Raw genomic sequence first — 18,401 nt, 5'->3', positions numbered from 1 at the left:
TCGCCCGCGCAGCGCCACGCGGGCGCCGGTCAGCCGGGGGACACCTATGTTAACGGCCACATACACGCTGGTTGCTCTGTCTGTCGAGCAAGCCAAGGTGCGGATCAGCCTGCAATCGTTCCAGCACCACGTGCGCGCCACGCTGTTGCAGCAAAATAGCCTGACTATCGGGCAACTCGAATACGCATGCGAGATGCTCAACCGCCTGTACCAGACCTGCAACTGGCGCAAGACGGAAATGTACCTGATCCCCGCCATCCGCCAGGCCACGGAACGGGCCGACCAGCTGATCGAGGAACTGAACCACCTGAACCAGTCGGCCCTGGCCGAGATCCGCGCCATGCAGGCGCGCATGGGCGACGTGGCCGAGGGCAACGACGCCCATGTCGGCCAGATCTGCGACAGCGTGGACGCGTTCTGCGCGGCCCTGCTGCAGCGGCTGGAAAAGGAGGAGCGGGAACTGTTCGCCATCGCCCGCAGCGTGATCGGCGGCGAGGCTTGGTTCGCCATCGCCAACCAGTTCCTGTTGCACGACGCCAAGCTCGAGGAGGTGCGGCGCGGCAAGCCGCCCGCATCGACCCCGGCCGCGGCCGACGGCGGCGCGGCCGGCAACGGCGACGACCGGCCGGCCGACGGCATCGACATCCCCCCGCTGGCCGTGTTGCCGCTGCCCGGCATGGACGCGGAACAGACCCTGCCACCGCTGTTGCGGCAGGCGCCGGAGCGCCGTTTGCGCCCGCGCGTACGCGCCGGATAGCCGGCCTCCCGAGCAAAATCTGTCTGCTTTGCTATCATGGTGGTTTTAGCCCCCCCACCAGATAGCAAAGCCCACCATGTTCGAATTCCTCTTTAAGCGCGCGGCCGACAAGCCGGACGCGGCCGATACGGCCATGGCCGTCGCCGAGCCGACCGCCGCCGCCGCCCAGAGCGCTGCCCGCCGCGACGAGCAGACCGAGCGCGCGCGCGCCCTGAACGGCGACGAAGCCGCCGCCGTCGAACTGATTTTGCACAGCGAATTCGCCGGCGTGCGCCTGGCCGCCGCCGAGCACGTGCACTCTCAGCCCCAGCTGGAACAAGTGCTGCACGCCATGCGCAACACCGACCGCCGCGTGGCCAAACTGATGCAAGGCCGGCTCGACGCCATCCGCTACCAGCGCGCCGAGCAGGAAAAGGCCCAGTCCTGCATCGCCAGCGCCCAGCGCCTGTTGCAAGACGAAAAGCTCACCCCCAACCAGGTGGCCGAGCTGGACCGCCAGTGGACCGTCACGGCCGCCGGCCCCGAACTGGCCGCCACGTTCGACGGCGTGCGCGCCGCGCTGGCCCGGCGCCTGGAAGCCCAGGTCACCTTGCAGCGCGCGGTGATCGACGCGCTGGCCGAACTGCGCCGCCTGCCGGCCGCCGCGCTGGCCCCGGCCGAGGCGGGCGCCGCGCTGGCCCGGCTGACGGCCGCCCAGGCCACCTTCCAGGCCTCGCCCGAACAGGCATCGCTGCCCCGTCATTTGCTCAGCGATTACAGCGCCGCGCTGGCGCAGGCCGGCGCCGCCCTGGCCGAGCTTGAGCAGCACCAGGCCGCCGTCACGGCCCGCCAGCAGGCGCTGGCCGCGTGGCAGGCGGCCGATCCGGCCACGCTGGATGCCGAACAGATCCGCCGCGACTGGCGCGCCCTGCCGGCCGTGCCGGCCGGCGAGCTGGCCTCGGCCCTGCAGGCCGGGCTGGACGCCGTGCTGGCGCGCCTGCCGGCGCCGCCCGAAGCCGTGGCCCAGCCCCGCAAACCGGCCAAGGAAGCAAATAAGGACGCGAACAAGGACGCGAACAAGGACGCGGCCGTCCACAAGCCGGTGGGCCAGCAATTCCTCGACACCTTGGCCGCCATGGAGGCGGCGCTCGAAGAGGGCCTGCTGCACGCCGCGTCCGAGCACGACAAATGGCTGAAGGAACACAAGACCGGGCGCCTGACGCCGGCCCAGGCCGACCGCCTGGCCCATGTGCGCGCCGAACTGAAGCGGCTGGCCAACTGGGCCCGCTGGGGCGGTAATGTGTCGCGCGAGGAACTGGTCAAGGCGGTCGAGGAATTGCAGACGCTGGGCCTGTCCATGAGCGAGCTGGCCAAGAAGGTGGGCAGCATGCGCGAACGGTGGAAGGGCCTGGACACCGTGTCCGGCCACGCGCCCAAGAGCCTGTGGGAGCGTTTCGACGCCGCCTGCACGGCCGCCTACGCGCCGGCCGCCGCCCACTTCAAGCACTTGGCGGACGAGCGTCACAGCAACGCGGTCAAGGCCCAGGCCCTGATCGAGGAGACCGATGCCATGGCGGCCGGGGTGCGCGAGGGCGCCGAGTGGAAGAACATCGCCGCCGCCGCCCAGCGCCTGCGCCAGATGTGGGGCCGCCTGGGCGCCATCGACCGCAAGGACAAGAAGAAGCTCGACACCGCCTTCGACCAGGCGCTGGCCCGGCTGCTGGCGCCGCTGTCGGAGCAGCGCCAGATTGAGATGGGGCAGCGCGAGCAGCTGATCGCGGAAGTGGAGCAGTTGCAGCCGTCCGACCGCCACACGCTCGACAAGCTGCGCCACCTGCAGGAGCGCTGGCAGGAGCATGCCAGGGCGCTGCCGCTGGAGCGCAAGGCCGAGCAGGCGCTGTGGTTGCGCTTCCGGGCCGCCTGCGACGCCATCTTCGCCCAGCGCAAGGAAACGGCGCACGCGGCCGACCACGAGCGCAAGGTCCACCTGCACGCACGCGAGGACTTGTGCGCGGCGCTGGAAACGGCAACGTTCAGCGGCGAGGACAAGGCGCAGTTGGCCGCCATGACCAAGCTGCTGCGCGACACCGCCGCCGCCTGGCATGGCGCCGGCTCGGTGCCGCGCGCCAGCGAACAGAAGATCACCCAGCGCTACCAGGCGGCCGTGGCGGCCGTCCAGGCGCAGGCCGACGCCATCCGGCGCCGCGCCGGGGCGGCCCAGGCCAACGCGCTGCGCGACAAGCTGCGTCTGGTGCAGGCGCTGGAACAGGCCATCGCCGGCGGCGACGCGGTCCATGGCGCCGAGTGGGAAGGGCGCTGGCGCGCCTTGCCGCCGCTGGCGGCCGACTACGAGAAGACGCTGCACGCGCGCTTCACGGCCGCCTTGGCCGCGCTGGACGGCCGGCGCGCCGCCTACGGCGAGCAACTGGCGGCCAACCGCGCCCGTCTGCTCGACGAAGTGCTGCGCCTCGAGATCGTGGCCGGTGTCGACAGCGGCGCCGAGTTCGCGCGCGAGCGCCTGAAGATGCAGGTCGAAGTGCTGCAATCGTCGCTCAAGTCCGGCCACAAGCCGCAGACCCAGGCCGACCAGTTCCTGGCCCTGTGCGCCATGCCGGCCCTGGCCGACGCGCGCACGGCCAGCCGCATCGAAGCCCTGTTCCGCCGCATCGGCGCCTCGGAGGCGGCATGACGGCCATGGCCTTCCGCAGCGAGGTACGCATCCAGGAAGCCGACTTCGACCTGACGGCCGAAGTGGCGGCCCTGCGCGCCGGCCAGCCCGGCGTGGGCGGGCTGGTGACGTTCGTGGGCACGGTGCGCGACCTGAACGAGGGCGCCAGCGTGGCCGAGATGGAGCTCGAGCACTATCCGGGCATGACGGAGCAGTCGATCGCCGCCATCATCGAGCAGGCCCGCCAGCGCTGGCCCATCTTCGGCGCGCTGGTGATCCACCGCGTGGGGCCGCTCAGGCCGCTGGAGCAGATCGTGCTGGTGGCCGTCACGTCGGCGCACCGCGGCGAGTCGTTCCAGGCCTGCGAGTTCATCATCGACTACCTGAAGACGGAGGCGCCGTTCTGGAAAAAGGAGCAGACCCCGGACGGCGCGCGCTGGGTGGACGCGCGCGTGACGGACGAGACGGCGCTGGACAAATGGCGCACTGGTTGAGGTTTGACCTGGATCATTGTTTATTTAATTAAATAGGAGTCTCCTTGAAAACGGATCGCCAAGCCTTATTTGGCAGATAAGTTAAAAATTCTATGGAGCACTCCATGCGGCAAGACAAACTCACTACCAAGTTGCAAGAAGCACTGGCCGATGCGCAATCGCTGGCCGTCGGCAACGACAATCCCTACATCGAGCCGGTGCACCTGCTGACGGCCCTGCTGAACCAGGACGACGGCGCCGCCCGCTCGCTGCTGCAGCGGGCCGGCGTCAACGTCAACGGCCTGACCAACGCCCTCAAATCGTCGATCCAGCGCCTGCCCAAGGTGTCGGGCACGGGCGGCGACGTGCAGGTGAGCCGCGAATTCGTGGCCGTGCTCAACCTGGCCGACAAGGAATCGCAGAAGCGGGGCGACCAGTTCGTCTCCAGCGAAATGGTGCTGCTGGCGTTGACGGACGACAAGTCCGACGCCGGCAAGCTGTCGCGCGAGAACGGCCTGACCCGCAAGGCGCTGGAGGCGGCCATCTCCGCCGTGCGCGGCGGCAACAAGGTCGATAGCCAGGAAGCCGAAGGCCAGCGCGAAGCGCTCAAGAAATACACGCTGGACCTGACCGAGCGCGCCCGCGCCGGCAAGCTCGACCCCGTGATCGGCCGCGACGACGAGATCCGCCGCGCCATCCAGGTGTTGCAGCGCCGTACCAAGAACAACCCCGTGCTGATCGGTGAACCGGGCGTGGGCAAGACCGCCATCGTGGAAGGCCTGGCGCAGCGCATCGTCAACAACGAGGTGCCCGATTCGCTCAAGGGCAAGCGCGTGCTGTCGCTCGACATGGCGGCCCTGCTGGCCGGCGCCAAGTACCGTGGCGAGTTCGAGGAGCGCCTGAAATCCGTGCTCAAGGAACTGGCCATGGACGAAGGCCAGACCATCGTCTTCATCGACGAGCTGCACACCATGGTGGGCGCCGGCAAGGCGGAAGGGGCGATGGACGCGGGCAATATGCTGAAGCCGGCGCTGGCCCGTGGCGAACTGCATTGCATGGGCGCCACCACGCTCGACGAATACCGCAAATACATCGAAAAGGATGCCGCGCTCGAGCGCCGCTTCCAGAAGATCCTGGTGGACGAGCCGTCCGTGGAGGCCACCATCGCCATCCTGCGCGGCCTGCAGGACAAGTACGAGCTGCACCACCAGGTGGCCATCTCGGACGCTGCCATCATCGCGGCGGCCGAACTGTCGCACCGCTACATCACCGACCGCTTCCTGCCCGACAAGGCGATCGACCTGATCGACGAGGCCGCCTCGAAGATCAAGATCGAGATCGACTCCAAGCCGGAAGTGATGGACAAGCTCGAGCGCCGCCTGATCCAGCTGAAGATCGAGAAGGAAGCCGTCAAGAAGGAAACGGACGAGGGCTCGCGCCGCCGCCTGGGCCTGATCGAGGAGGAGATCGTCAAGCTGGGCCGCGAACTGGCCGACCTGGAGGAAGTGCTCAAGGCCGAGAAGGCCGTGGTGCAGGGCAGCTCCCACATCAAGGAAGAGATCGACCGCATCAAGCTGCAGATGGAGCAGGCCACGCGCGAGAGCAACTGGCAGCGCGTCTCCGAGCTGCAATACGGCCGCCTGCCGGAACTGGAAGCCCAGCTTAAGCAGGCGGACGCGGGCGCGGCGGCCGGCAAGGAAGGCCAGCCCAAGCTGCTGCGCACCCAGGTGGGCGCCGAGGAGATCGCCGAGGTGGTGTCGCGCGCCACCGGCATCCCCGTGTCGCGCATGATGCAGGGCGAGCGCGACAAGCTGCTGCACATCGAGGAGAAGCTGCACGAGCGCGTGGTGGGACAGGACGAGGCCATCTCGGCCGTGGCCGACGCCATCCGCCGTTCGCGCGCCGGTCTGTCGGACCCCAACCGTCCGTATGGCTCGTTCATGTTCCTGGGCCCGACGGGCGTGGGTAAGACCGAGTTGAGCAAGGCACTGGCCGGCTTCCTGTTCGACACGGAGGAGTCGATGATCCGCATCGACATGAGCGAGTTCATGGAGAAGCATTCCGTGGCCCGCCTGATCGGCGCGCCACCCGGCTACGTGGGCTACGACGAGGGCGGCTACCTGACCGAGGCCGTGCGCCGCAAGCCCTACAGCGTGATCCTGCTCGACGAGGTGGAGAAGGCCCATCCGGACGTGTTCAACGTGCTGCTGCAGGCGCTCGACGACGGCCGCATGACCGATGGCCAGGGCCGCACCGTGGACTTCAAGAACACCGTGATCATCATGACCTCCAACCTGGGCTCGCACAAGATCCAGTCGATGGAGGATGCCGATCCGGGTGTGATCAAGCTGTCCGTGATGGCCGAGGTGCGCTCGCACTTCCGTCCCGAGTTCATCAACCGGATCGACGAGATCGTCGTGTTCCATGGCCTCGATGAGAAGAACATCGGCGCGATCGCCAAGATCCAGCTGAAGATCCTCGAGGATCGTCTGGCCAAGATGGACATGGCGCTCACGGTCACGCCGGCGGCGCTGCAGAAGATCGCGGAGGCTGGTTACGATCCTGTGTATGGCGCGCGACCGCTGAAACGGGCGATCCAGCAGCAGATCGAAAATCCGCTGTCGAAGCTGATCCTGCAAGGGAACTTCGGGCCCAAGCAGACGATCCAGATCGACGTCCGCAACGGCGAGCTGGTGTTCGAAGCCCAGCAGTAAGCGACGCCGCCACGGTGTTCGCAGGCCGGGGATGGGTGCATGCCATCCCCGGCCTTTTTTTGGGCGGACGAGCCGCGCCAGTTCTCCAGCCACGTTTTGGCCAGCAATTTCCGGGCGTCGGACGAGGCGGACTTCGTGCGCTACTGATCGGCAAAGAAGGCCGATGGCGAGCAACCGAAGGTCTTTTTGAACATGGCGGAAAACGCCGACTGGCTGGTGTAACCGAGTTCCTGGGCCACCACCAGCAGCGGCGTGCCGCGCGCGATCATCGGCGCGGCGTGCGCCAGCCGCACCTGCTGGCGCCACTGGCCGAAGCCCATGCCCAGCTCGCGTTCGAACAGCCGCGCCAGTGTGCGTTCGGACGCGCCGACCTGGGCTGCCCAGTCCTTCAGCGTGTGTTCCGCACCCGGCTCGGCCATCAGCGCCGCGCACAGGGCCTTGAGCCGCTTATCCCCGGGCAGCGGTACCCGGATCGGGCGCGTGGCCGAACGGGCCAACTCGTCGAGGATCAATTCCCCCAGCAACACTTCGCGCGCCGACTGTTCGTGCTGGTCGTGCTGTTCCAGCGCCACGATCAGTTCGCGCAGCAAACCCGATACTTCCAGCACCTGACATTCGTTGCCCGGAAACGGTGCGCGCTCGGCGTGCACGCACAATGGCCGCAGCCGCGCACTTTCGAGCACCGTGATCGCGTGTTCGACGTCAGGCGCGATCCAGATCGCCCGCAGCGGCGGCACGATCCAGCTGCTGTTGTTGGCCGTCACCCGCATCACGCCTTCCAGCGCATACGTCACCTGGCCCCACGGATGGGCGTGGGGCAGCAGCGTGTCGTCGGCCTGCAGGTCGCGGCCGGACAAGGTGACGGGCCGGGTCGGCGTGGGAAAGTTGCAATGCCAGTTGAACTGGGTGTGGGTGGCGATGGGGATGGCCATGAGGCTAGCTTGGCAGTTTTTCGATAAAATTTGTCCGGCTATCTTAAATCAGTCGCGCGTGGTTTGCTTACACTGGCTCACCTGTTTTGTAACCGGAGCGACATTATGCGCAGCAATACATCTTCCGCCGCCCCCGTATCAACCGCCGCGCCGGCCACGGCGGACGGCGCCGACGCCCTGCGGCGCGATGCCCGTGTGATCGGGCTGGTGGGCCTGGCGCACGGCACGTCCCACTTCTACCACGTGATCCTGGCCGCGCTGATCCCATGGCTCAAGCCGGCCTTCCAGCTCAGCTACGCGGAACTGGGCTTGCTGATGACGGTGTTCTTCACCGTGTCCGGCGTGGGGCAGGCCATGGCCGGCTTCGTCGTCGACCGGCTCGGTGCGCGCAGCGTGCTGTTCGGCGGCATCAGCCTGCTGGGCCTGTCCGCGCTGCTGCTGTCGGGCGCGCACAGCTACGCCATGCTGGTGCTGGGCGCCTTCGTGGCCGGCTGCGGCAACAGCGTGTTCCATCCGGCCGACTACACCATCCTCAACGAACACGTGACGCGCAGCCGGCTCGCGCATGGCTTCTCCGTGCATGCCATCAGCGGCAATATCGGCTGGGCCGTCTCGCCCTTGTTCCTGACCTATGTGGCCAGCCGCAGCGACTGGCGCACGGCGTTGTTGTGCGCGGCCGCCGTGCCGTGCGCCGTGCTGGCGCTGCTGGTCTGGCAACGCCACGCGCTGCGTTCCGTGCCGGCCGCCGTCCACACCGGCGACGCGGCCGGCGCGCGCGAAGGCTCGTTCGCCTTCCTGCGCCTGCGCGTAGTGTGGATGTGTTTCGCTTTCTTCCTGATTTCCGCCGTGGCGCTGGCCGGCATCCAGTCGTTCGCCGTCACCAGCCTGGTCACGTTGTACGGCATGCCGCTGGCCTGGGCTGCGTCCGGCTACACGGCCTACATGGTGGCATCGGCCGTCGGCACGCTGTACGGCGGCTTCCTGGGCGCCGGCTCGGTGCGCCACGAGCGCGCCATCATGCTCGCTTTCGGTCTGGCTGCGCTGATGGCGCTGGTGCTGGCCACCGCCGCCGTTCCGGCCTGGCTGGCGCTGGTGCTGATGGGGCTGATCGGCCTGGTGACGGGCGTGGCCGGTCCCTCGCGCGACCTGATGATCCGCGGCGCGGCGCCGGCCAACGCCACCGGCCGCGTGTTCGGCGTGGTCTATTCGGGCCTGGACAGTGGCTTGGCGCTGGGCCCGTTGCTGTTCGGCGCGCTGATGGATGGCGGCCACCCGGCCGGCGTGTTCGCCGGTATCGCCGTGTTCCAGGCGCTGGTGATCGTCACCGCGCTGGGCGTGGGCGGGCAGGTTCGCCCAACGCGGCCGCAAACGGCTTAGAATGGTCGCCATCTTAACTACCCTGTGGAAATGACGATGAGCTTTGCAACCACCGATCTGTGCGACGACAACGCCGCCATGCTGGAAGATGGCCGCCTGGCCGTGCTGCCGCCCGTGTTCCGCCACTATGGCCAGCACGTGCGCTTCGCGGGCCGCGCGACCACGCTCAAGGTGTTCGAGGACAATGCGCTGGTGCGCAGCACGCTGGAGACGCCCGGCAACGGCAACGTGCTGGTGATCGACGGCGGCGGCAGCCTGCGCCGCGCGCTGGTGGGCGGCCAGCTGGGGTTGCTGGCCCAGGACAATGGCTGGGCCGGCATCGTCGTCAATGGCTGCATCCGCGACACGGATGAAATCAACGCCTGCGCCATCGGCGTGTGCGCGCTGGCCGCCCATCCGCAAAAGAGCAGCAAGCGCGGCGCGGGCGAGCGCGACATCCAGGTGCAGATGGCCGGCGTGACCGTGCGTCCCGGCGACTGGATCTACGTCGATGCCGATGGTGTGCTTGTGGCGCAGCAGAAGCTGGCATAAACCAGCGTATTTCTTCCTCCTGCCCAACGGACGGCCACCGTCTGTTGGGTGGCGACTCTGTCCTCCCTTCCATTTTTCATCAGGCGAGAAGTACGTTTCATATCGTAAAAAGCGATATGGATGCGCAGCATCACGTCCTTTCAAAGTAAGAAATTACGTTCCGCATCCTGAAAACCAAATTCTAAGTGCTTGATTTTCAGTGACTTCGATCCGCTTATATGTCTTATATAAGAGTATTGTTGCGTGGCACAACTGGGGCTATGATGGTTCTAACGGATTTCGTTTTAACGCTGTTACGCAATTGAGGAGAACACCATGGCCACCCGTGAAGAGCAAATCGCCGCCCTGCGACACGACTGGGACACCAACCCGCGCTGGAACGGCGTGACCCGCACGTACAGCGCGGAGGACGTGGTGCGCCTGCGCGGTTCGCTGCAGATCGAGCACACGCTGGCCAGGCGCGGCGCGGAGAAGTTGTGGCACTTGCTGAACCATGAGTCCTACGTGAACGCGCTCGGTGCGTTGACGGGCAACCAGGCCATGCAGCAGGTGAAGGCGGGGTTGAAGGCGATCTATCTGTCGGGCTGGCAGGTGGCGGGCGACGCCAACCTGGCCGGCGAAATGTATCCCGACCAGTCGCTGTATCCGGCCAATTCCGTGCCCATGGTGGTCAAGCGCATCAACAACACCTTCCAGCGCGCGGACCAGATCCAGTGGTCCGAAGGCAGGAACGACATCGATTATTTCGCCCCCATCGTGGCTGACGCCGAAGCGGGCTTCGGCGGCGTGCTGAACGCCTACGAGTTGATGAAGTCCATGATTGATGCTGGCGCGGCCGGCGTGCACTTCGAGGACCAGCTTGCGTCGGTGAAGAAATGCGGCCACATGGGTGGCAAGGTGCTGGTGCCCACGCGCGAGGCGGTGGAGAAACTGACGGCGGCGCGGCTGGCGGCCGACGTGATGGGCGTCCCCACGCTCGTGATCGCCCGCACCGACGCGGAGGCGGCCGACTTGTTGACCTCGGACGTGGACGAGAACGACCAGCCCTATTGCACGGGCGAGCGCACGGTGGAAGGCTTCTACCGGGTCAGGCCCGGGCTGGAGCAAGCCGTGTCGCGCGCGCTCGCCTACGCGCCGTACGCCGACCTCGTGTGGTGCGAGACGGGCAAGCCGGACCTGATCTACGCCAAGCGCTTCGCCGAAGCCGTGCACGCCCGGTTCCCGGGCAAGATGCTGGCCTACAACTGCTCGCCATCGTTCAACTGGAAGAAGAACCTCGACGACGCGACCATCGCCAAGTTCCAGCGCGAGCTGGGCGCCATGGGCTACAAGTTCCAGTTCATCACGCTGGCCGGTTTCCATGCGCTCAACTACGGCATGTTCCACCTCGCGCATGGCTACGCGCGGCGCCAGATGTCGGCGTTCGTGGAATTGCAGGAAGCGGAATTCGCGGCGGCCGAGCGCGGCTTCACGGCCGTCAAGCACCAGCGCGAAGTGGGCACCGGCTATTTCGACGCCGTGACCCAGTGCATCCAGAACGGCCAGAGCTCGACCACGGCGCTGCATGGCTCGACCGAGGACGCGCAATTCTTCGACGCCAAGAAGGTGGCCTGAAGCGCACGCACACGAATATCGGGGCGTAACGCAAATAGGGCCAATGAAAAGCCGCAGGGGGGCATCAAGGCTCCACCGCGGCTTGTTGCTGGCCCGGGCTTAATGCTTGGGCAGGTGCTGCTTGAGACGTTGCTGGAACACATCGGCGTCGTCGATGTTGGCCATGTCGTCGTCCACCTCGACCATGTGGGTCTGGTGGCCCGGCGCGAACGTCACCGTGGCCTGCACGCCGCTTTTGGTTTCCGACAGTGAATGGCCCTGGACGGCGCCCAGGATGTTGCCGCTGTCATCGGTCACGATGGTCATCTTCATGACATCCCCCCGCCTTGCAGATTGTGGAAGCAGCCGCCGGCGCCCAGGTTGCGGATGTCGACGAAGTAGGTGGCCACGCCATTGTTGTCCTTGCGCTTGCGCTGCTGGTCGGCCAGATGGACCGCGCCCAGGTTCGGCGTCTTGACATCGGCCGACGCGAATTGCGTGCCGTGGTCGTCGCCGTAGCTGTAGCTCCAGAACGCGGTCTGTCCGGGCGCCAGGAAGGTCAGCGGACCGACATTGTTGAATGCCATGATATCCTCCATAAAGAACGCCGTGCTTGCGAGTGCAGCCTGGCAGCTTCATCTTAGCTAGTGTGGCCGCGTCCGCTTTGACGCATTCGGCATCGCCCGGCCGTCGGCACGCTTTTTTGGCGTGGCCGGGTTTCTGGGCGATAATGCTGCTTATCGCGCCCGGTGTCGCGCGTCCCGCTCCCTGCCGGACGCCACCCGCGCGGCGCCCGCCGCACCGCCCACCCATTTTAGGAAATACCAAGCTTATGTTGAGTTACCGCCACGCCTTCCACGCGGGCAATCACGCCGATGTATTGAAGCATTTCGTGACCATCCAGTTGCTGCAGTATCTGAATCAGAAAGATACGGCCTACAGCTACATCGACACTCACTCCGGCGCCGGCGTGTATGCGCTCGACGGCACGTACGCGTCCAAGAACGCCGAGTACGACACCGGCATCGGCCCGCTGTGGGACCGCACGGACTTGCCCGCGCCGCTGAAGGAATATGTGGATCTGGTCAAGGCCATGAACCCCAGCGGCAAGATGCGCTACTACCCGGGATCGCCGTACTGCGCCGATCAGGTGGCGCGCGAGCAAGACCGTCTGCGCCTGTTCGAGCTGCATCCAGCCGACGCCAAGCTGCTGGCCGACAACTTCCGCAAGGTGGAGGCCCATGCCGCCGCGCAGGGTGTGCGTCCGACCACGCGCGGCAAGCGCGTCATCGTCACCAAGGGCGACGGTTTCCTCGGTCTGAAAGCGTTGCTGCCGCCGCCGTCGCGCCGCGCCCTGGTGCTGTGCGACCCGCCGTATGAAGACAAGATGGATTACCGCAAGGTCAAGGACATGCTGGCCGAGGCGCTGGTGCGTTTCCCCTCCGGCATCTACGCGGTCTGGTACCCGATCTTGCAGCGCATGGAATCGCGCCAGTTCGCCGACAAGCTCAAGCAACTGCCGGCCGGCGACTGGCTCAATGTCACGCTGACCACGCACACCCCGATGCCGGACGGCTTCGGCCTGCACAGCAGCGGCATGTTCATCCTCAATCCGCCGTACACGCTGGAGCCGATGCTCAAGCAAGTGATGCCCTATCTGGTGCAGGCGCTGGGCAAGGATGAGGGCGCCCGGTTCACGCTGGAATCGGGCACGCCGGTGACAGGGCGTGCCGCGTCGTCGGGCTCGCGTGGCGCTCAGGCCGAAGGCCGTGGTCCACAAGCCGGTGCGCGTGGTCCTCAGCCAGGCGGACGCGGCCTGCTGCCTGGTGCCCGTGGCCCGCAGGTCGGTGCACGCGGTCCCCAGTCCGGCGAACGCGGCCCGCAGGCCGGTGCACGTGGCCAGCAAGGTGGTGCAGTTGGTCCTCAATCCGGTGAGCGCGGCCCGCAGTCGGGCGCGCGTGGCTCACAAAGCGGTCCGCGCAACGGGCCTGCCGGAGCACGTGGCGGCGCCGGCAGCGGTGGCCGTGGCCCGGCGACGGCTACGCGCAACAGTGGCCCGCGCAAGCCCTGATTTAAGCAGGAAAATATTGTCAAGACTATACGGCTGGGTATAGTCTTATATCAACGGGTATGTTGCAAAGGCATACCCGCCGGGCTTGCCGCGGACCGGCCGCGGCCACTAGCGCTGATCTGAGGTATGTCCATGACCTTGTCGCAGCCAGCCACCGCAGCACCGCCGTACGCCAACAATTTCTTCCTGGCGCGGCAACCGATCCTCAACCGGCAGCAACGCCTGGTTGCCTACGAATTACTGTTCCGTACGGCCGCCGAACGCAACGATGCCAGCTTCATCGACCACACCGAAGCGACCGCCACCGTGATTGCCCACGCGTCCGAACTGGGCATGGGCAGGGTGGTGGGCGACCAGATGGCATACGTCAATGTGGACACGGTGGGATTGATGAGCGACTTCATCAACTTCCTGCCCACCGACAAGGTGATCCTGGAAATCCTCGAATCCGTCAAAGCCACGCCGGATGTGCTCGATCGGGTGCAGGAGCTCAAACAGGCCGGCTTCAAGTTCGCGCTCGACGACGTGGTGGCCGAATCGGACGACGTGCGCAAGTTGCAGCCACTGTGCGACGTGATCAAGGTCGACATCAAGGATGTGCGGCCGGGGGCGCTGTCGTCGTTGACGCGGGGATTGCGCCATCCCAAACAGAAGCTGCTGGCGGAAAAAGTGGAAACGATGGAAGAGTTCCAGCAATGTCTGGCGCTCGGTTTTGAATACTTCCAGGGCTACTATTTCGCCCGCCCCGTGATCCTCAGCGGCAAGAAGCTCGCCCCGTCGCAATTGACGATCCTGCATTTGCTGGACTTGCTGAACCAGGATGCGGACACCCAAGCCATCGAACGCAGCGTCAAGCACGACGCCGTTATCACGCTCAATTTGCTGCGGCTGGTGAACACGCCGGCTGTGGGCGCGCGCTACCGCATCAATTCCGTGGGGCACGCGCTGGTGGTGCTCGGGCGGCGCCAGTTGCAGCGCTGGTTGCAGATCCTGTTGTATGTGAAGACCGGGCAGCAACAGGAATTCACGTCGCCGTTGCTGCAACTGGCCACCACGCGCGGCAAGACCATCGAACTGCTGATGGAAAAGCTGCGCCCCGGTCAGCGCGTGTGCGCCGATATCGGCTTCACGGTCGGCATCATGTCGCTGATGGACACGCTGTTCTCGATCCACATGAACGACGTGCTCAACAGTGTGAACGTGCTCGATGACGTGCGCGCGGCCTTGCTGCACCACAGTGGCGAGTACGGCAGCATGCTGAGCCTGATCGAACACCTCGAAACGGACGGCGACGGCCACAACCTGAGCCGCATGCTGCACGCGTTGCACCTATCGCCGTCGGAGCTGTACGCGATACAGTTGGCGGCGTTTGATTGGGTCAATGACTATGCGCATGGGATGCAGTAGGGCGCTTATCCGACCGTCGCGTTGACCTTGCCAATCAAGGTGCAGCCACACTCGGTCCTGCAACCTTCGACTGCGACGGGAATATCGCCGGCGGTCAACGTTTCGTGGGCCGTGATGATTTTGTTGATTCCATGCGGCTTGCCGCCTGGGTAGAACTGTGGGCAGGACACATCGTCACCAAGCCGGGCAATCGCCTTGCCTCCGATGTCATGTTTAGCCGAACCGCTGATGACTTTGCCGCCATGGTCAGTTGAATCGCCGACGACGATGATCTTTGTGGACATTTTGCACCTATTTCAGGAAGTGGGTTTTTGGGCTCCTGGCCTGCCTGTATCGATGGGTGGTACAGTCCTGCCTGTAATTGCGCAATTTGAAGCGGTAAAGTTTTGTCTAATTGACGGTGATTTCCATCCTACTAGCCCAAAAATTCTTTTTTTTCCTGCTTTGCTTACCTTTCACGGTCTACTCAATAAGTCGGTGGGCCTTTTGACTCTAGTTCGACGGCATCAGAAACACCTTTCCAAGTCGGGAGCGTATCTGGAGGCAACGGGACTACTTCATCTAATCGCGTAAGCTTCAGGTCCGGGTTAATTTTCAAGGCATCCGAAATGGCTCGGTACCGCGTACTACGCTCGGGATCTATAGTAATTCCAACCTCCTGTAAGCCTCGCTTCTCCTCCTCTTCAGTCGCTGACCAATATCCTTCGTCAAAGAGTTGATGAAGTGCGATAGCGCAATCTTCGCTGCCAAACTTTACGCCCGCATGAAAATACGCGACAGCTCCCTTTGAATTTTTTGACGTCCGTCTATCAACACCAAGTGCAAATGCGGCGGGGCCGTGACCTTGCTTATACGCACACTGCACCATTGTTTCCTCGTCATCCAATCGGCGTTCATGAGCATAAGCGCTGGCCAGCGCCATTTGTGCCTCAGGGCTACCGAGCTGAGCAGCCTTGTAAAAATACGCCCATGCTATATCCGTATCGTAGGGCACTCCGCCGTAGCCATTATCGTAAGCGACGCCTAAGTCATAGAGAGCCCAGGGTTGCAATTCTTTGGCCGCCATTCGCTCGATTTCAATTGCTTTCTCGGGCGCAGCATCAAGCACATGGTTGGTATCGAGCGGTCCCAAGCCTGCAAGGTAGAAGTGTGCCAACAATGCCCGTGCCCCCCAATCACCCATTTCGGCTGCGGTACGAACATCAGCGAGTATCCGCGTTGCCTCTTCTCGCGAAAGTTGCCACTCTATTTTGCTGCGCCAGACCCTTCGGGCTTCGATATAGATGCGGTAGGCCTCAGGGGAACGTGTCATAGGCATGTGAACTTTCCAACGGGCACATGGTGGCGGAGGAGCGTAAATATTGAACTTCTCGAGGCCATAAGGCATGGTGTGCAATGCCTTTTCTTGTATGTGGCTGCGCAGCCAAAGCCCGCCGGCCGCAAGCACCAAAGCTGCGATAAAGATGGTCCTCCAACGCCCGCGAACAGTGCTCAAGGCCACTCGACCGCCCTGTATGTTAGTAAATTGGAGGGCCGTTTGGCGCAGGCTCAACAGCATCTTCTATGCCTGACCAGACTGGTAACTGAGCAGGGGGTAGAGGTAGCACCAAATCAAGTCGACTAAACTTCAAATCGGGATTGATTTGCAACGCGTCAAGAGAGGCATTGTAACGATTGCTACGCTCTGTATCTATCCCAATACCCAAGCCCATTAGGATATCCTTTTCATCGTTTGATTTTCTATCCCAATATCCTCGATGGAACATAATCTTAAGGTCTCTGGCGCACTCCGAACTTCCAAATTTCACTCCTTCTTGACATATTGAGACGGCTTCTTGGTAGCGCTTCTCTATGCCTGCCTTTATCGCTAGAAGGTATGCGGCTGGACCGTGCCCTTGTTGATAAGCACATTGCAGCATCGCTTTCTCATCATCAAATCTACGCTCATTAGCGTAGGCGCTGGCCAGCGCCATTTGCGCTTCGGGGCTCCCAAGTTGAGCTGCCTTTAGGAAATATGCCCATGCCAAATCGGGGTCATGGGGTGCTCCGCCATAGCCATTTTCATAGGTAACGCCCAGGTCGTATAACGCCCATGGCTGTAGCTCCTTAGCCGCCATGCGCTGGATTTCAACCGCTTTCTCGGGCATGGGGTCAAGCACATGATTAGTGTCGAGCACACCCAATCCATAAAGATAAAAGTGAGCCAATAGCGCGCGTGCTCCCCAATCCCCAAGGCCGGCTGCTTCACGCACGTCGGCAAGTATTCGAGTTGTTTCTGCACGCGTAAGTTGCCATCCAATTTTGCTGCTCCAGACCTTTCGTGCTTCGATATAGATGCGGTAGGCCTTAGGGGAGCGAGTTGTTGGCATATGTTCTTTCCAGCGACCACATGCCGGCGGTGGGGCGTAGATGCTGAATTGTTCAAATCCACTAGGTAGCGCGTGCAATTTTTTCTCCACTAAATGGCAGCTTGCCCACAGGATGCCTGCCGCAAGCGCGGCCATTAGCGCCAGGAAGACATGCCTACGATGCCGTGCAATGTACATGGCTAGACAACTGGGTAAAACGGCAATAGTTGGGCAATCAATTGCTCTCCAATGGGTAGAGCCTATAGTGACGGCGGCGTCGCCTATCATTGCCACCTTGGCGTGGATACAGATGTCCCCGTAGTCATCCCACCTCAGCTGTGCTTTTACGAACACTGCACCATTGTTTCCTCGTCATTGGACAGCTTTTTCGTTCATCTATAATAAGTTGGCGGGCCACTCGCCTCAGGCTCGACAGCACTAGCAACCCCATTCCAACTGGGGAGCTTGGCCGGAGGCAAAGGCAGCACCTCATCTAAGCGAGTCAGTTTGAGGTCGGGGTTGATTTGCAAAGCATCATTGATTGCGTTATATCGGCGGCTGCGTTCTGGGTCTGCAACCATACTTAGCGATTTCAGAATGTCTTTTTCATCGTCATCGGTTTTAGAATTCGGTTCGTCATCGAATAGTAGCTCTAGTGCTGATGCACAGTCTTGACTGCCAAACTTAACGCCATCTTGATAGAAATTTATGGCATTGCCGAAGTTTTTCTTAACTTCCTCTTTGAGGGCTAACTTATACGCCGCTGCACCGTGCATTTGCTGGTAGGCACATTGCAGCATAGTCTTCTCGTTATCAAATAGTCGCTCATGAGCGTAAGCACTTGCTAGCGCCATTTGGGCCTCAGGACTGCCGAGTTTAGCCGCTTTAAAAAAATATGCCCATGCCAAGTCTGTATCGTGAGGCATCCCGCCATAGCCATTTTCATAGGCGACACCAAGGTCATATATAGCCCAGGGCTGCAATTCTTTGGCCGCCATGCGCTCGATTTCAATCGCCTTCTCTGGCGCAGCATCAAGCACATGATTAGTATCGAGCACACCCAATCCATAAAGATAAAAGTGGGCTAACAGCGCGCGTGCTCCCCAATCCCCAAGGTCGGAAGCTGTACGCACGTCGGTTAGTATTCGTGTGTTTTCCTCACGAGACAGTTGCCAGCCAAATTTGCTGCGCCAGAGCTTTCGCGCTTCAATATAGACACGGTAGGCCTTGGGGCCGCGAGTGGCCGGCATGTGTTCTTTCCAGCGACCACATGCTGGTGGTGGCGCATAGATATTGAAGGGCTCAAATCCGTAAGGTAACGTGTGCAATTTTCTCTCCTCTAAATTTTCACGTTCCCATAAGACGCCTGCCGCTAGCGCACACAATAGAACCAGGAATAATTTCCAACGAAGCCGCAATATAACCATGGCTAGACCACAGGAGGACCTGGCTTCCGATCAACAGAGAATAGTAGTTGAATCGCCACGAGTTTGCTAGACACTCGCGAGCCGTTGGAAGTACCGCTTTTCATATTCGACCGGCGACAAGTCA

The 18,401-nt window shown here is 63.2% G+C and carries 15 protein-coding genes and 1 pseudogene; 9 read left to right on the top strand and 7 right to left on the bottom strand.

Annotated features, from left to right (window positions below):
* The first annotated feature begins 46 nt into the window (after positions 1 to 46).
* From AC1RQG_RS20640 to clpB, 4 genes are all read left to right on the top strand, one after another.
* Entirely contained in the window at positions 47 to 757 is a 711-nt protein-coding gene (locus AC1RQG_RS20640) for a hypothetical protein (RefSeq protein ID WP_493134121.1), read from the top strand.
* Between the two features lie 76 nt (positions 758 to 833).
* Positions 834 to 3,425, top strand: a complete 2,592-nt coding sequence (locus tag AC1RQG_RS20635; RefSeq protein ID WP_493134119.1) for a DUF349 domain-containing protein — start codon at positions 834 to 836, stop codon at positions 3,423 to 3,425.
* Positions 3,422 to 3,898 (top strand): molybdenum cofactor biosynthesis protein MoaE, encoded by a 477-nt coding sequence (locus tag AC1RQG_RS20630; RefSeq protein ID WP_493134117.1) that lies wholly within the window; start codon positions 3,422 to 3,424, stop codon positions 3,896 to 3,898. The genes AC1RQG_RS20635 and AC1RQG_RS20630 overlap by 4 nt, the downstream gene beginning before the upstream one ends.
* A gap of 104 nt (positions 3,899 to 4,002) precedes the next feature.
* Positions 4,003 to 6,591: an ATP-dependent chaperone ClpB gene (gene clpB, locus AC1RQG_RS20625; RefSeq protein ID WP_493134115.1), complete on the top strand. Its 2,589-nt coding sequence runs from the start codon at positions 4,003 to 4,005 to the stop codon at positions 6,589 to 6,591.
* A gap of 140 nt (positions 6,592 to 6,731) precedes the next feature.
* On the opposite strand, the gene AC1RQG_RS20620 is transcribed toward clpB, so the two are convergent.
* The gene (locus AC1RQG_RS20620; RefSeq protein WP_493134113.1) at positions 6,732 to 7,523 is read right to left on the bottom strand and encodes an AraC family transcriptional regulator; all 792 of its coding nucleotides are present in this window, start codon (positions 7,521 to 7,523) and stop codon (positions 6,732 to 6,734) included.
* 105 nt (positions 7,524 to 7,628) lie between these two features.
* Here AC1RQG_RS20620 and AC1RQG_RS20615 point away from each other — a divergent pair, with 105 nt between their 5' ends.
* The 3 genes from AC1RQG_RS20615 (at position 7,629) to aceA (ending at position 11,045) form a co-directional block, all read left to right on the top strand.
* Positions 7,629 to 8,900, top strand: a complete 1,272-nt coding sequence (locus AC1RQG_RS20615) for an MFS transporter (protein WP_493134111.1) — start codon at positions 7,629 to 7,631, stop codon at positions 8,898 to 8,900.
* Positions 8,901 to 8,936: 36 nt separating this feature from the next.
* Positions 8,937 to 9,431: a ribonuclease E activity regulator RraA gene (gene rraA, locus AC1RQG_RS20610; protein ID WP_493134109.1), complete on the top strand. Its 495-nt coding sequence runs from the start codon at positions 8,937 to 8,939 to the stop codon at positions 9,429 to 9,431.
* 315 nt (positions 9,432 to 9,746) lie between these two features.
* On the top strand, positions 9,747 to 11,045 hold the full coding sequence (gene aceA, locus AC1RQG_RS20605) for an isocitrate lyase (protein ID WP_493134107.1): 1,299 nt from the start codon (positions 9,747 to 9,749) through the stop codon (positions 11,043 to 11,045).
* Between the two features lie 99 nt (positions 11,046 to 11,144).
* Here the strand turns inward: aceA and AC1RQG_RS20600 are convergent, their stop codons facing one another.
* Both AC1RQG_RS20600 and AC1RQG_RS20595 read right to left on the bottom strand, forming a co-directional pair.
* On the bottom strand, positions 11,145 to 11,357 hold the full coding sequence (locus AC1RQG_RS20600; RefSeq protein ID WP_493134105.1) for a hypothetical protein: 213 nt from the start codon (positions 11,355 to 11,357) through the stop codon (positions 11,145 to 11,147).
* Positions 11,354 to 11,611, bottom strand: a complete 258-nt coding sequence (locus AC1RQG_RS20595; protein ID WP_493134103.1) for a hypothetical protein — start codon at positions 11,609 to 11,611, stop codon at positions 11,354 to 11,356. The genes AC1RQG_RS20600 and AC1RQG_RS20595 overlap by 4 nt, the downstream gene beginning before the upstream one ends.
* A 245-nt stretch (positions 11,612 to 11,856) precedes the next feature.
* Here AC1RQG_RS20595 and AC1RQG_RS20590 point away from each other — a divergent pair.
* Positions 11,857 to 12,741, top strand: a pseudogene (locus AC1RQG_RS20590) (23S rRNA (adenine(2030)-N(6))-methyltransferase RlmJ); the annotation flags it as partial.
* 480 nt (positions 12,742 to 13,221) lie between these two features.
* Positions 13,222 to 14,502 carry an EAL and HDOD domain-containing protein gene (locus AC1RQG_RS20585; protein ID WP_493134101.1) on the top strand — a complete coding sequence of 427 codons (1,281 nt, stop codon included), beginning with the start codon at positions 13,222 to 13,224 and terminating at the stop codon, positions 14,500 to 14,502.
* Between the two features lie 5 nt (positions 14,503 to 14,507).
* Here the strand turns inward: AC1RQG_RS20585 and AC1RQG_RS20580 are convergent, their stop codons facing one another.
* From AC1RQG_RS20580 to AC1RQG_RS20565, 4 genes are all read right to left on the bottom strand, one after another.
* Complete coding sequence (locus tag AC1RQG_RS20580; protein ID WP_493134099.1) at positions 14,508 to 14,786, bottom strand: PAAR domain-containing protein; 279 nt, start codon at positions 14,784 to 14,786, stop codon at positions 14,508 to 14,510.
* A gap of 182 nt (positions 14,787 to 14,968) precedes the next feature.
* The gene (locus AC1RQG_RS20575; protein WP_493134097.1) at positions 14,969 to 16,060 is read right to left on the bottom strand and encodes a tetratricopeptide repeat protein; all 1,092 of its coding nucleotides are present in this window, start codon (positions 16,058 to 16,060) and stop codon (positions 14,969 to 14,971) included.
* Positions 16,020 to 17,204, bottom strand: a complete 1,185-nt coding sequence (locus AC1RQG_RS20570; RefSeq protein ID WP_493134095.1) for a tetratricopeptide repeat protein — start codon at positions 17,202 to 17,204, stop codon at positions 16,020 to 16,022. Before AC1RQG_RS20570 ends, AC1RQG_RS20575 begins: the two co-directional genes overlap by 41 nt.
* Before the next feature lie 38 nt (positions 17,205 to 17,242).
* Positions 17,243 to 18,178 (bottom strand): SEL1-like repeat protein, encoded by a 936-nt coding sequence (locus tag AC1RQG_RS20565; RefSeq protein WP_493134093.1) that lies wholly within the window; start codon positions 18,176 to 18,178, stop codon positions 17,243 to 17,245.
* Between the last annotated feature and the right edge of the window lie 223 nt (positions 18,179 to 18,401).

This window comes from Rugamonas sp. GW822-FHT03B10, from assembly GCF_058801745.1.
The sequence above is the reverse complement of the archived record's forward strand: the minus strand, read 5'-3'. Positions and strand labels throughout refer to the sequence as shown.